The sequence below is a fragment of the Flavobacterium sp. genome, from assembly GCF_035760125.1.
In the GTDB taxonomy this organism is placed as follows: domain Bacteria; phylum Bacteroidota; class Bacteroidia; order Flavobacteriales; family Flavobacteriaceae; genus Flavobacterium.
This window is the reverse complement of sequence record NZ_DASTTN010000477.1, coordinates 1-15,527: the sequence shown is the minus strand read 5'-3', so window position 1 is coordinate 15,527 and position 15,527 is coordinate 1. Positions and strand designations below refer to the sequence as shown.

Here is a 15,527-nt window from a genome sequence, read left to right as displayed (position 1 = left end):
TACACCATCAGCCCAAGGCACAAGATCGGATTTAAGTTGTGTACCAGTAGTATTTACCAAAGTCATACTGGCAAAATCTTTTAGGTTTGCTTCATGAAAACTCAATGCCAATCCGCTTTTACTTTCGATAGTAAGAGGTGTAAGCACGGTATCAAGAGTACTTACGGGTGCATCTTTAAAAAGATATTCATCGCGGTTTTCTCTATTCGCAGGAATCCACCATGCTTTTCCATCTTCTTTCAGGTTGAAAGTTGTTTTTTCATCCATGATGAAAATGCTGTCTTTTGTTCCTTGTTTTGGATAGACATATCTAAAGGCAATACCGTCATCGTAAGCACGGAACTGAATTTCCAGTTTACGTTTCTCGTTGCTTTTTTGTTGCAATTGCACCACCATTTGGTTGTAGTGGTTTCTGATGTTTTTCTTTTCTCCCCAAACCTGTTCCCAAGTTTCATCAAAAGTGGAATTCTCAACTTTGAGTACTTCAAAATTTTTGCTAAAATCTTCATTGTTTTTTAGCATAAAACCCATATCAGACGGTGTAATCACTTGAGTTTTTCCGTGAGTAACCGCATATTTTGGTGCGCTATCCACCAACTGAAATTGAATTTTGTTTTTCCCTGCAGGAGAAGCCAATTCATAAGATTTTGTCTTTTTGCCTTGAGCATTACCTATACTTATAGACAGTAATAGAACGGGAAGTATTAATTTCTTGATCATAATATTGTTTCTTAATCTTATTTTATAAATCGGGAAATAAAGCAATCCTCCATTCCCCGATTTAAAACTAACTCAACTTATTTATTTTATCCACTCGGTTTTGAAAGTGGTTTTTCCAGTTAATGGATTTGATGTTGGTTCAAAATTGGTTCCTTTTTTAGAAACCGTAATCGTTTGTACTGCATCGGTTCCTGGCAAGAATACTTTAGCAGTAGCCGTTGTAGTAGCATCTGTAGCATAAACTTTTAAGGTCAATTTGCTCCAGTCCATATCTTTTGTCGATTGCGCCAATCCAATATGAGGAATCGCAGAACCGTCTCTAACCAAAACTACGATTGGAATATCGCCTGCTTTAATTTTGTGCCATCCACCTTGATATACTTTTTTGGTTTGATAATCAATCCAAGTTCCTTCTGGAAGATAGACATCTCTTTCCGTTACCTCTTCGAATAAAGGAGCCACTAACATACTGGATCCAAATAAGTATTCATTGTCTACCAACCAAGCACCTGGATCGTTTGGATATTCAAGGAATAAAGCACGCATCATCGGCAATCCTTTTTGAGAACTTTCTTTGGCTTGCGCATAGATATAAGGCATTAACTCATAACGCATATTATCCGCATTTCTAAATCCTTCCAAGAAGTCTTTGCTGTACAACCAAGGTTCTCTTGGAGGCTCACCGTGGCTTCTTACGTGTGAGGTAAACATTCCGAACGGAGCCCATCTTCTGTATAAATTCTCAGGAGATTTTGTTGCAAATCCTCCAACGTCATGACTCCAGAAACTGAAACCGCTTAATCCTAATGACAGTCCTCCTCTTAATTCGGCTGACATAGCACCATTACTTGTTTCGGCATCACCTCCCCAGTGTAATGGGTAACGTTGGCTACCTGCCCAAGTACTTCTGGCCCAAATTAAAGTATACCCTTTTTCCTTTTGTGTGATTTCTGCAACAGCTTTGTTATAACGCAAAGGGTATAAATTGTGCTCATAGAAACCAGTGCGTCCTGAATGGTAGATCCCGTCTGGTGGTGCAGCTTCTCCAAAATCAACTTTGAATACAGAAACTCCTTGGTCAAATAAATGTTTCAATTTGGCTTGGTACCAAGTCACAGTTGCAGGGTTCGAAAAGTCCAAAACTGCATCTTCATAAGGCAAGTTTCCTTTACGGTCTCTTACGGCAAGATCTTTGTCCATAATTTCATTGAACAAGGTATTTTTTGGAGAAAAATATGGTAATTGCCATAAACATACATGGAACCCATCATCTTTCATATCCGACATCATTTTCACTGCATCCGGGAAACGATCTTTGGAAAATTCGTAATTGTTTCTCCAATCTACATCAAACCAACCCGTGTCAAAGTGAATTACATCTGTTGGAATTTTATAAGCACGTAAATCTTTGGCTACTTGACGACCTTCTTTTTCAGAAAAATAAGTAATACGGCTCATCCAGAAACCAAATGACCAAAGCGGTGGCATTGCTGCTTTTCCGGTAAGATTGGTATATTCATCCAATATTTCTTTTGGTTCTCCGATGAAGAAAAACAAATCGGCTTCGTCATCACCAATGTACATTTCATTAGCACTACCAAAGTATTTTCCGAAATCAACTGTCATTGGAGTCGAATGGTGCATGAAAACTCCATACCCACGGCTACTCATATAAAACGGAACCGGTTTGTACATGGTTTCGTTTTGAATACCATTGGCATCATCAGTCCATAAAACCACTTTTTGTCCGCGTTTGTTGAATTGAGTGAAAGATTCACCACATCCAAATAACTTTTCGTCTGGTTCTAAGCTGAAAGCTGCACCCATACTTCTTGAATAATCGCTGTTTCTACGAACAAACGAAAACGGAAGTGTTGGGGTATATGTGTTTTTAAAATCAGAATCATGAAGCGTGCTCGTTAGTAACTTTCCTTTTTCGTCATAAATCTTCACGTGCCAAGGTTTTGACAAAATCTCAACAGAACCATGTTTGCTCGTGTATTTATAACCTCCTTCGATTTTAGAAGATTTCCATAATTCTGGATGATTTGGAGCTACTCCGTCAACAAGCATCAATGACTCTTTTTCAGGACGAAATTGCGGTCCTGAAGTAGTTTTGATACGAATTGAACGATCCGACACAAACTGAATTTGAAAAGGCAATTCAGGAGAAACCGCATACTCCGTTGTTGGAAATTCATTTGAAGGAACAACACCTGGCTTCATCATCATATTGTTAAAAGCCTGACGTGTTTGATAATTGTAACGTAAATATTTTATAGTTCCTTTTCCTGTTGCCGGGTCAAAATTGGTTAACTCATCAGCAAAATAAAAGGTGTTTAGATAATTTTGAAAATCTTTGCTGACGTCTATTGGCGCGTTTAAAACATCGGCATTTTGAATTTGAGCAAATCCTTTTGGAGTTACAAAAAGTCCAAATACCATAAATATGGAAAGTGGTATTAGTTGTCTTTTTTTCATTGTTGTTAGTTTTTATTTTTAGTCGATTTGTCAAACCCGACAGATTTCTAAAATCTATCGGTTTTAGCATTTCTTTATTTAACCGTAATTATTGTTGTACTGCTTTTCAAACCACTTGCACTGGCAGTCAATTCCAGTTTTTCAGCTTTTTCTCCTGCCTGAATTACAACGAGACATTTTCCGTTAAGGGCTGTGTGTGAAGTTCCTTTGTAGGATTCATGACTTACTGGGTCACCGCTACAAACACCTACAATTTTTCCGTTTCCTTTCAAAGAAAATTGGATTTCGTTATTGGCATTTGGCGAAAGCACACCATTTGCATCTGTAATATCGACCGTTACAAAAGACAAATCATTTCCGTCTGCTTTGATGGTTGGTCTGTCTGCAGACAATTTTAAATTTGATGCTGCTCCTGCTGTCTTGATTGTTGATTCTAAAACTGTCTTGCCATTTTTACGAGAAACCGCTTTTAGAGTTCCCGCCTCAAACGGTACTCTCCACATAATGTGCAAATCGTCTCCTTCTTTCTTTTTGGTACCCAATGATTTTCCGTTAAGGAAAAGCTCCACCTCATCGGCATTATTGTAGTATACCCAAACATCTACATTTTGACCTGTTGCCCAGTTCCAATGTGGGAAGATGTGAAGAACGGTTTTGTTTGTCCATTCACTTTGGTACATATAATAAACGTCTTTAGGGAAACCTGCCAAATCCACAATCCCAAAATAAGAACTGATTGACGGCCATTCATAAGGTGTTGGTTCACCGATATAATCGAATCCTGTCCAAATGTACATTCCTGCGAGGAAATCGTGCTTTTTCATCACTTTCCAAGTGGCTTCGTGCGTAGAACCCCAAGGCGCTTGAACCTGATCATAAGCAGATACCGTATTGCCTGGATTTCCATCTGTAAATTTAAGATCCCATCTTACCGGCCATTTCTTTACTACATCAGAAACATTATCATAATATCCACGTGTTTCTAAAGCCGAAGTGGTTTCGGTGGCGATGAAAGGAACATTAGGGAAATTTTTTTGATGGTGTTCAAAAGTTTGATGCGCATAATTGTAGCCTATAATATCCAAAGCTCCTGAAGTTGCTAATTTATTGAAATAGGTTTTAGACTTTTCAAATTGTAAAGTCACATCATCAATATTCATATTAACGGCGGGATTCATTGCAGCTGTAACCAACCTTGTAGTGTCAAGTTTTTTAACGATTGCTGATAATTCTTTAGCAATTACAACGCCTTCATCGCTCCATTGTTCTGGAATTTCGTTTCCGATACTCCACATAAATATACTCGGATGATTACGATCTCTCAGGATTTGATCCTGTAAATCTTTGGTATGCCATTTATCCCAGTCAAGGCTGTAATCGTATTTAGTTTTGGCTTTTTTCCACATATCAAATGCTTCATCCATAACAATGAAACCCATTTTATCACAAAGGTCCAAAAGCTCTGGTGCTGGTGGATTATGAGAAGTTCTAATACCATTTACTCCCATTCCTTTCAGAATTTCTAACTGGCGTTCTATGGCTCTTGTATTAATAGCCGATCCCAATGGACCTAAATCGTGGTGCATACAAACACCTTTAATTTTAACCTGCTTACCGTTTAAAATAAATCCTTTATTAAGGTCAAATTTGAAACTTCTGATTCCGAAGTTGGTTTTATATTGGTCAACAATCTTGTTATCAATGCTAATTGTCGTAACCGAAGTGTATAGTTCCGGTTTTTCATCAGACCACAAAACAGGATTGTTAACAAGGATATCTTGACTTAAAACTTGATTTGCATTTGCAGCAATGCTTATATTTTGGGTAACCGAAGTTACTTTAGTGTCGTTTTTGAAAATTGTAGTTAGAATGGTTGCGCTTTTTGAAGCTGCGTATTGATTTTTAATTGTAGTTTCTAAATGTACCGAAGCACTTTTCGAAGTTACTTTTGGGGTAGTAATATAAGTTCCCCATTGTTCAACATATAATTTATCTATTGTTTCCAACCATACGTTTCTGAATATCCCGGAACCGGAATACCAACGAGAGTTAGGTTGTTTTGAATTGTCAACTTTGACAATGATTTCATTATTTTTATCTCCGTAATTCAAATAAGGAGAAAGGTCATATTGAAAACCGATATACCCATTTGGGCGTTTACCAAGATAATGTCCGTTGATCCAGACTTGGCTGTTTCTATAAACTCCGTCAAAAACTATTGATGTAATTTTTTCTTTATTCTCAAGAGCAATCTTAAATGTTTTTTTATACCATCCCAAGCCTCCGTTAAGAGCGCCTCCGCCATAACCCGCAGGGCTTTTTTCATCAAAATTTCCTTCGATACTCCAATCGTGAGGCAAATTTAACGTTCTCCAGACAGTAGAGTTGTTGATTGTATCTTTGTCTTTTATACTGTCGTTCAAATGAAAATTCCAACCTGAATTGAATGCCACTTTTCTAGAATTGGGAATAGTTCCCTTTTCTTTCCCAGTATAGGACATCACCAGAATTGTAATTCCCAACAGTGCCAACGTTTGTATAAAATTGCTTAACTTTTTCATTTTTCTTAAAATTATAATGGTGTTTAAAGTATTATAAATGTACCGATAAGTGTTTAAACAACACTACTTACCGGTACATTATATTATTACTTTTCAGTTGTAGGTTTTCTTTTCTTTAAAACAGGCTCCCATTGTTTTGGAAATACTATCAAGAGTAGTAGTATGAATCCTAACTCTTGATATTGTATAACCGTTTCAAAACCAAAAAAACTTTATTAACCTTAGTAGTTTCTTTAATCCAATACAAAATGAAAAACCATATACTCACTCTTATTTGGATCTCTTTTTCCAAACCAAATATCAGTAACGACATTTCCTGTCTTTGCAGTTTTTACTATTTTCCATTGGTTTTCTGCTGTAGTTGAAACCGTTGCCCATGAACTTCCAATTGGAAATGAAGGTGAAATACTGCTAAATGTAATAATGTTAGTATCTGATTCTGTCGAATAAGTACCTGCTTTCCCCACACCATTGCTATCCACAGTTGTTACCTTACCGTCGTTTGAGAAACTTATTTTGTTTTTAACAACAGTAGGTTGGTCAGCAGTAGTATATCCTGGCCAACCTGCAGCTTCATAATCGGCAACCGAATTCCAATTGTTTAAGAATGCTCCGTTCAAGTCAGTCCAGTTAAAAGGTGTGTCTTTGCTTAAATGCCATGTTTTAGTGGTTGCAGTTGTGGTTGATAATAAATCATCCACTGTTCCTCCATTTAAATCAATAGTTGGGTTTGGATCTGGAACATCTTGCGGTACCCAATTGTCGCTATACTCTTTTGATATAAAGTTATAAACCAATGTTGCTGCGCCATCACAACTACCTTTTCTTAAAACACCAACTTGTAATGTATTAGCAGTTATAGACATAATTTTCATTGTTTGCCAATTATCTACACAGTTTTCATATTCATTGGTGTGCAAAATGGTAGCATTTGTAGTACTTAACGTTTTTGCATCAGCATCTAAATAGTAAGATCCTGATTCTTGACCATAACTTGGCATCATCAAATGATTTGTTGTTAAAATTGCACCGCCTTCTAAACTGAATGTCATAGTTCCGTAATCACCTTTAGCAGCTATCCATTGGTTGCCTTTCCATTCTGGACTCCAATTCCAGCAATCACTACCGTAACATCCTTTATCACCACCTTCTAACCATGCATTATCGGTACCATAAAAGTACATTGGTCCAGCAAAATATTTTGAAACACCGTTTGCATCTAAATCCAAAACCCAAGTTTTAGATTTTCCAACACCACCTGAAAGTAAATTCCATAGCGGGTCATTCACATAGTTTAAGTTGTCTTTGGTAACGGTAATAGTAACAGGATCTAACTCAACAAGACCACCACCAGTAACTGCCGTAATTTTAATGGTGTAATCACCTTTAAAAGCATATTTTACGGTTTGCGTAGCATTATTTGATTTTCCTGTAACATAATCCCAAGTAAGTACAACTCCTGGGGTTTTATTTGTCATTATTACTGTATTTCCACCTGGGTCAGCTACAAGATCTTGAACAATATCGAAATGGATATCCGATTTATCAGTCGCAGCGTCTAAAGAGTATGTTTCAGGCGAACAAGAAGACACTAGTAATGATGCTGCCAACATCAAAAATGATGTGATTAATAGTTTAATATTTTTCATTTTTTAAAATTTTTAGTTAAAATTACCAACCAGCATTTTGTTTCAAAACTCCATTAGATAATGTAATTTGAGTATTAGGAATTTGTTGCAATCCTTTTGTAGCTTGAATTTTAGCAGCCGAAATAGTTTTTGTCCCTGCAACTCCACCGCTTAATAAAGTAGTAGTTTCAGCAATTGTTGAGGAAGCTGTACCAATTCCTTGACGTAGTAAATCCCAATATCTAATACCTTCAAGAGCAAATTCTAAATGTCTTTCTTTCATAATGTTATCATGATTTACTGCAAGTGATACAAAACTAGCTTTATAGGCTCTTTGTCTTACCTGATCAAAATAAGCTTGAGCATTTCCGCTTCCTAATTCTGCAGCCATTAACAATACATCAGAGTATCTCATTACAACATAATCTTGAAATTGACTAATATCCCAAAACTGACTACCTGAAACAATTGGCAGCTCTGTTCCATCTTTATCAATCATTGGCGAATATTTTTTATTATAATAGCCAGTATATTCACGTTGATTATTTATTTTGTCAAAATCTATATTTTCCTCTTCAATTCCAATCACTGTGGCTACTTGTCTTGTATCATTGGCGTTATACGCATCCCATAATTTTGAATTTACAGTAACTCCCCATCCGTGTCCATAAGGATAAGATGAAAACTCTCTCATACCAAACATTATCATCCACTGGTTACCATCTGTATTTCCGTTATAATCACTAGTATAAGTGTATTTTACAGAGAAAACTATTTCTTTATTATCCTCACCTGCATATTTGTCAACTGAAGCTGCTGGCCATAGAGTAGAAAAATCATCTACCAAACCATGACCGCTAGATGCAATAACATCTTCTACATGCCCTAAAGCTTGAGTTTTAGTTACTACTCCTACTAAATCAGTCTTTCCATAATATCCTGTATAATATAAATAAACACGAGCCAATAAGGATTTTGCAGCCCATTTTGTAATACGCCCACTAGTTGTAGCATTGTATGCCACAGCTGGCAACTTATCTGCTGCAAATACCAAATCTTCAGCTATTACTTTATAAACTTCATCTGGAGTTGCTTGAGGAACATTTTCAGTAGATGGAGCTGTTAATAGTGGAATATTACCCCACAAGCGTACCATTTCAAAATATAGATAAGCTCTAATAAATTTGGTTTCCGACTCGTAAGTATTTCTTAAAGTAGTGTCACCTTTCCAGTCAATTTGATCCATTTTGGACAAGAAAACATTACAACGGTATAACGCTTTATAATAAGCAATCCAATTACCGTTAAGCATGTCTACATCAGATGGAGAGCGAGTAATATCAAACTCGTCTACAGCTGCATAATTGTAACCATCCGAAGCACCAGTTCCTCCAAAACAGTCGTCAGACATTACTTCACTTATTACAGGAACACCCATACCTCCAGCTCCAGTTGCAACTTGTAATCCATCATAACAACCTACCAATGCAGTATAAGCATCGTTTGTGGTTTTGTAAAAATTTGTATCTGTTAATTGTGTTATAGGCTCTGTTTCTAAACTACAAGAACCAAGAGACAACAAACTCAAACAGAAAATATATAAATAAGTCTTTTTCATCGTTTTATTTATTAAAGTTTAACATTTAATCCCATCATGAATGTTCTTGGTCTAGGATAGTATCCTACATCAACACCTGAAGAAAATTTTTGATCATTATTTGAAGAACCAAATCCAATTTCTGGATCCATACCATTATATTTAGTAAAGGTGTAAAGATTTAACACTGAAAAGTAAAGTCTTAATTGGCTTGCAAAAAATGGTTTGCTTTGTTTAAGTTTGGCAAAATCATATCCTAATGTAATATTACTAATACGTAAGAAATCACCATCATGAATATACAAATCAGAAAATTGAGTGAAATTTCTATTGTCTTCTGTTACTCTCGGCATTGTGTTTGAAGAACCTTCACCATGCCAACGGCTCAATATTTCCGATGTATAGTTGCCATAAGCACCTGACTGATTTCTATAAGATTGTACGATTTGGTTTCCTGCTACACCATTTGCCATAACCGAAACATCAAAAGCTTTGTAATTACCTGATAAATTGAACCCAAAAGTAAAATCTGGATTAGGATTTCCGATTTGGGTTTTATCAGAAGCGTCTATTTTATCATCTCCGTTAGCATTTACATAAATAAGATCTCCAGGAGCCGCATTAGGTTGTAGTGCTACACCATTTGCTGATTTGTAGTTATTAATTTGTGCTTGGTTTTGAAAAACACCTCCTGTTTTATAACCCCAAAAATAACCTAATGGTAATCCGTTTTCAGCTCTATAAAATTCACCTGCATTATCATAAAGTTCATTACTTAATCCATGAATAATACCGTCTGCAGTAGGTATTTGACCAACTTCATTTTTATTATAAGAACCGTTTGCACTGACGCTATAATTAAAATCTCCAATTTTATTTTGGTATTGCAAAGACAATTCTGCCCCTTTATTAACTACATTACCTCCATTTATATAAGGTGCATCTGCTCCTGCTGTTGCCAATATTGGTGCTAAAATCAACCAATCTTTGTTGGTTTTTTTGTAAACATCAAAATTAACAGTTAATGTATTGTGTAAAAATCTAGCATCAAAACCAAGGTCAATTTGTTCTGAAGTTTCCCATTTTAAATCAAGATTTGACAATCTATCAGGGTAAGCTCCAGGCGTTAGAACACCCTCTGTATTACCAAAAATATAGTTCGTATTATTTGATTTAATTGTCGATAAATACTGGAAAGCTCTTGCATTTTGATTTCCAACTTGTCCCCAACTTGCTCTCAATTTCAAGAAATCTATTGCTTCTGAATCTTTCAAGAAATCTTCATTTGACATTACCCAACCCGCAGATACAGATGGAAAATAGCCCCATTGATTCTCCGAAGAAAAAACAGAAGATCCATCCATTCTAAAAGTTGTATTCAACAAATAAGTGTCTTTATAGTTGTAGTTTAACCTTCCAAAATAAGACATTCTTTTAGTCTCTTGTTTTGCGCCATTTAGTGATATTTTTGCGCCGTCTTTGTTCGTAGTATTATCTAACCAAGCATGTTGCAAATCATCAAAAATCACATCAGCATTAGAAGTACTCATTGAAGTTCCATCATAATTAATCGAAGATGTACCTAACATGGCTTCTAAGTGATGACCTTCAGCAACATTAAATTTATAAGTCAATAAGTTATCCCATGTAAGAGTTTTACCTTTGTTCATGTTTTGATTCACTTTGTCAAAAGTACTATTTGCATAAATTGACAATTGATAAACAGGCGAATAAGAATGTCCTTCTCCTGCATAATAATCAAGACCCAAAGTTGTCTTAAAAGTTAAGTTTTTGATTGGTTCAATTTGCAAATAAATATTTCCTAATAATTTTTGGTTATTGCTTTCATTCTGATTATTATACACCATTAATGCATAAGGATTTGCTACACCTGCCAACCATGGTTCGCTATTATTAGTGGTATCATAAAAATTCCCATTAGCATCATACATTGGCAATAATGGAGTTGCTTGAAAAGCGCTTCTCAAAGAGTTGTTATACTGATTACCAACACCAATACCATTTTTATTAACGTAAGCAAAACTTAAATTTTCACCTAAAGTAACAACATCCTTATATAATTTGTGTTCTGAATTGAATCTAAAATTATAACGCTCATAATTTGATAAATCTCCACCTCCTACAACTCCTTCTTGTCCTAAATAAGACAATGATGTAGAATAAACAGAACTATCTGAACCACCTGAAGCACCAAATGAGTAATTTTGAGTGGCAACATTATCAACAAGCATTTCATCCATCCAGTTTGTACCTTTGCCTAATGTAGCAATTTGAGCATTTGTGAAATATGGATTTTTACCCGAGTTTACAGCAGCTTCATTTAATATAGTAGCATATTCTGTTGCATCCAATAAATCAACCTTTCTGGATACCGATTGTACACCATAATATTGATCAAAAGTGATTTTCCCCGCAGAACCACGTTTCCCTTTTTTTGTTGTTACCAATACCACCCCATTCGAAGCTTGAGAACCATAAATAGCAGCAGAAGCAGCATCTTTTAAAACAGAAATAGATTCAATATCCGAATTGTTTAAAAAAGAAATATCTCCTGTAAGTATTCCATCTACTACATACAGCGGGCTAGTACCCCCAATAGAACCTGCACCCCTAATAACCACATTCAAGCCCTCGCCTGGTTGTCCTGAAGTAGAAGTGATTTGAACTCCTGACACTTGCCCTTGCAATGCCAGAACCGCATTTGCAGTACTTGTTTTAGCAAGGTTTTCACCACTAACTTGAGAAACAGCACTTGTTAAAAGTGCTTTCTTCTGAGTTCCGTACCCGATAACAACTACCTCTTTAAGATCTGAAGTTTCACTTTGCAAGGCAACATTAATAGTTGATTGATTATTTACCGAAATCTTTTGGGCTTTAAAACCTAAAACACTGATTTTTAAAACGTCATCTGATTTTGCGGTAATTTTATACGTCCCGTCAAAATCCGTCGATGTACTTGCCCCTCCTTCTATAGTAATATTTGCGCCGGGAATACCCATGCCATCACCTGTAGAGGTTACCTTCCCTGTTACAGAAAGAGATTTCTGTTGTGCAAAACCTGATTGCAGTATAAATACACTGAACAGGAGTGACATATAAAAGGGAAGCATTGTCGATGTACAATATTTTCTTTTCATAATAATTTAAGAATTGGTTAATTTAAGTTAGTATTGATTGTATTGGTTCTAAAAAGCATTGGCAATAATTTGTTCAAATAGTTCTTGTTTTCCACTTATTGATTGAGGTTCTCCTTTTGCACGAGCGATGGCACTAAGGTCTTCCAGAGAGAGTTCCCCTCTTTCAAACTTGGCTCCGTTATCACCGTCAAATGATCCGTAACGCTTTTGGCGTAATTCTTTATAGTTGGTGTTTTTCAAAATATGGTCTGCACAGATAAGTCCTCTGGCAAAAACATCCATTCCCGCGATGTGGGCTATGAATTTATCCTCGATATCGATTGAATTTCTTCTCACTTTTGCGTCAAAGTTGATTCCTCCACCTTGAATTCCTCCACCTTCTAAAATCACCAACATAGATTGGGTAATTTCAAAAACATCGATAGGAAATTGATCCGTATCCCATCCATTTTGATAGTCTCCTCTATTTGCATCAATACTTCCCAACATTCCAGCATCTACAGCCACTTGTAATTCATGCTCGAAAGAATGTCCTGCAAGAGTAGCGTGATTCACTTCTAAATTCAGTTTGAAATCATTTTGAAGCCCATGTTTATGAAGAAATCCTAAAGTTGTAGCCGCATCAAAATCATATTGATGTTTCATAGGTTCCATTGGTTTTGGCTCAATAAGGAAAGTTCCTTTGAACCCTTGTTTGCGAGCATAGTCTCTACAGATAGTCAAGAATCTTCCCATATGCTCTAATTCTCTTTTCATATCGGTGTTCAAAAGACTCATATATCCTTCTCTACCACCCCAGAACACATAATTTTCTCCTCCCAAAGCAATCGTTGCATCAATCGCAATTTTGGCTTGTGCTGCAGCATATGCTACTACATCAAAATTTGGATTAGTAGAAGCTCCATTCATATAGCGAGGATTGCTAAATAAATTTGAAGTTCCCCACAACAATTTAATTCCAGTTTCTTCTTGTTTGATTTTGGCGTAAGCAACCAAAGCCTGAACACGTTTTTCAAATTCTTCCAAAGTAGGTGCATCGTCTACCATATCAATGTCATGAAAACAGTAGTAAGGTATGCCGAGTTTACTCATGAATTCAAAAGCAGCATCCATTTTATCTTTGGCACGTTGAATAACATCTTCGCTTTTATTCCACTCAAATGTTTCAGTTCCTGCGCCAAAAGGATCTCCTCCTGTATTACATAAGGTATGCCAGTAAGCCATAGAAAAACGCAAGTGTTCTTTTAAAGTTTTACCTGCCACTACGCGATTTTCATCATACCATTTGAAAGCTAAAGGATTAGTACTCTCTCTACCTTCAAATTTTATGGTATCGATATTTTTAAAATAAGATTGTTTTGTTGTAGCCATTATATTATGATTCTAGTTTAATATGATTTTTCCATTCTTGGTATATTTCCTGATATTGTGACGTCAATATTGGATTTGGTTCAATTCTCTCTATGCATTTTAAACCATCAAAAGCCTGATCCAATGAAGCATAATAGCCAAAACCATAAGCAGCTCCTCGGGCAGCACCTTCAGATCCAGAGGTGTTGTATAATTCTAATGTAGTTTGTGTTGTATTGGTAAAGATTTCTCTAAAAACAGGACTCAAAAAAAGATTGGCATTTCCTGCGCGTACAATTTCCCCAGATGCCCCTACTGATTTCATAACATCAAAACCATAATTCATGGCAAAAACAATTCCCTCACAAGCTGAACGAATCAAATGGCCTGACTGATGAATATTGAAATTCAAATTTTGAATTCCAGAATTGGCATTTTTATTATTAAAAATGCGTTCTACCCCATTTCCAAAAGGATAAAAACGCAAACCATTGCTTCCGGCCACAACTTTCGCCGCTTCGGCATTAAGAGCTTCATAAGCGATCAAACCAGTTCTGTCAGTTGACATGATTTTACGTAGCCATTGGTATAAAATTCCAGAACCATTAATACACAACATCACCCCGTTATTTTTTTGAACTTCGGTATTATTAACATGCAAAAAGGTATTGATACGGTTTTCCTTGTCATAAACATCTTGGTTACTTACGGCATAAACTACAGCTGAAGTTCCTGCGGTTGTTGCAATTTCTCCAGGTTTCAGCACATTCAAAGACATGGCGTTATTAGGCTGGTCTCCGCCTCGGTATGTAATTTTAACATCTGCATTCAATCCTAATTCTGATGCAACATCAGGGTGTACTGTTGCTTGATATCCAAAGTTGGGCACAATTTCAGGAATCTTATCTACGGGAAGTCCCATAGCCTGCAACACTTCTGTCGCCAAAGTTCCTTTAGAAAAATTCCATAAAGCGGCTTCCGATAAGCCCGAAGTACTTATTTGTGCTTTTCCAGAAAGTCTTGCAGCTATGAAATCGCCCGGAAGCATCATGTAAACCGCTTTTTGAAAAATATCTGGTTCATTAGTTTGAACCCATTTTAGTTTGGAAGCCGTAAAATTTCCTGGGCTTCCAAGTATTTGTTGTTGACAGGATTCATGTCCGATTCTGTCATAAACCTCATTTCCAATGATTGCTGCTCTACTGTCACACCAAATGATAGAAGAACGAACTGGATTCATATTCTCATCGGTCAATACCAAACCATGCATTTGATAAGCAATCCCAATTCCTGCAATCTTTTTTAAATCGATATGTTGTTTTGAACCAATAGATTGGATACCATTTTTCACATACTCCCACCACTTATTAGGGTCTTGTTCAGCCCAACCAAATTTAGGAGCTACAATATCCATCTCAAATTCAGGAACCGTTACTGCCGCAACAGTAATTCCTTTATCAGCATCAAATACTGATAATTTTATGGATGAACTTCCTAAATCGATTCCTAAAAAATACATATTCTTATTATTATATGATTGACTTATTATTGTTTTTTGTACTTTTGGTCAAACAAACCATAACGTTATGGTTAATTTGACTACAAGTATATAACGAATTTTTCATATTAACAAAAAATTGTATAGAAATATTTGTAATTGATAAAAAAAGTGATTCGTTTTTGCCAATATCCCATGTAAAAAAGTGATTTTTACACAGTTTTTAGGATTTTTTTAATATTTAAAACACTGATTTAAAGCATTTTAAATATTATTGAATTTAAAAATTAAAAAAAAATGAAAGTTTGAATCAAAAAAGAGGTTTAATCACACTTATTTTACAAAATATATTTTCTTGTGTACAACCGAACTCTTTAAAAAAATATTAATTTAGTGCTAAACTTTGTAAGGCTATGAGCGGAAAAATTATCGATAGGGATCTAATACAAATTGTGGAACAATCTGCCATGAATGCCATTACTATTGACTGTGTTATATTTGGTTTTGACAACGGTATTCTGGAAGTACTTTTGG

Annotated in this window: 8 protein-coding genes; all 8 read right to left on the bottom strand. The window is 35.8% G+C overall.

Features of this window, described 5'->3' with window-relative positions; genetic code table 11:
- A partial coding sequence (locus VFS71_RS17000) for a glycoside hydrolase family 97 N-terminal domain-containing protein (protein ID WP_326402783.1) occupies positions 1-720 on the bottom strand: 720 nt, incomplete at its 3' end.
- A gap of 81 nt (positions 721-801) precedes the next feature.
- Entirely contained in the window at positions 802-3,201 is a 2,400-nt protein-coding gene (locus tag VFS71_RS16995; RefSeq protein ID WP_326402781.1) for an alpha-xylosidase, read from the bottom strand.
- A 74-nt stretch (positions 3,202-3,275) separates the two neighbouring features.
- Positions 3,276-5,702 (bottom strand): glycoside hydrolase family 2 TIM barrel-domain containing protein, encoded by a 2,427-nt coding sequence (locus tag VFS71_RS16990; RefSeq protein WP_326402785.1) that lies wholly within the window; start codon positions 5,700-5,702, stop codon positions 3,276-3,278.
- A gap of 293 nt (positions 5,703-5,995) precedes the next feature.
- Positions 5,996-7,411: a hypothetical protein gene (locus tag VFS71_RS16985; RefSeq protein ID WP_326402779.1), complete on the bottom strand. Its 1,416-nt coding sequence runs from the start codon at positions 7,409-7,411 to the stop codon at positions 5,996-5,998.
- A 22-nt stretch (positions 7,412-7,433) separates the two neighbouring features.
- Positions 7,434-9,008 carry a RagB/SusD family nutrient uptake outer membrane protein gene (locus VFS71_RS16980; protein WP_326402778.1) on the bottom strand — a complete coding sequence of 525 codons (1,575 nt, stop codon included), beginning with the start codon at positions 9,006-9,008 and terminating at the stop codon, positions 7,434-7,436.
- An 11-nt stretch (positions 9,009-9,019) separates the two neighbouring features.
- On the bottom strand, positions 9,020-12,145 hold the full coding sequence (locus VFS71_RS16975) for a TonB-dependent receptor (protein ID WP_326402777.1): 3,126 nt from the start codon (positions 12,143-12,145) through the stop codon (positions 9,020-9,022).
- Positions 12,146-12,193: 48 nt separating this feature from the next.
- Entirely contained in the window at positions 12,194-13,516 is a 1,323-nt protein-coding gene (gene xylA, locus VFS71_RS16970; RefSeq protein ID WP_326402775.1) for a xylose isomerase, read from the bottom strand.
- Positions 13,517-13,520: 4 nt separating this feature from the next.
- The gene (locus tag VFS71_RS16965; RefSeq protein ID WP_326402774.1) at positions 13,521-15,014 is read right to left on the bottom strand and encodes a xylulokinase; all 1,494 of its coding nucleotides are present in this window, start codon (positions 15,012-15,014) and stop codon (positions 13,521-13,523) included.
- Between the last annotated feature and the right edge of the window lie 513 nt (positions 15,015-15,527).

Coding starts and splice junctions, on each gene's coding strand:
- xylA (WP_326402775.1), bottom strand. CDS start 13,516: ATGGCTACAACAAAACAATCTTATTTTAAAAATATCGATACCATAAAA.
- VFS71_RS16975 (WP_326402777.1), bottom strand. CDS start 12,145: ATGAAAAGAAAATATTGTACATCGACAATGCTTCCCTTTTATATGTCA.
- VFS71_RS16965 (WP_326402774.1), bottom strand. CDS start 15,014: ATGTATTTTTTAGGAATCGATTTAGGAAGTTCATCCATAAAATTATCA.
- VFS71_RS16985 (WP_326402779.1), bottom strand. CDS start 7,411: ATGAAAAATATTAAACTATTAATCACATCATTTTTGATGTTGGCAGCA.
- VFS71_RS16980 (WP_326402778.1), bottom strand. CDS start 9,008: ATGAAAAAGACTTATTTATATATTTTCTGTTTGAGTTTGTTGTCTCTT.
- VFS71_RS16990 (WP_326402785.1), bottom strand. CDS start 5,702: ATGTCCTATACTGGGAAAGAAAAGGGAACTATTCCCAATTCTAGAAAA.
- VFS71_RS16995 (WP_326402781.1), bottom strand. CDS start 3,201: ATGAAAAAAAGACAACTAATACCACTTTCCATATTTATGGTATTTGGA.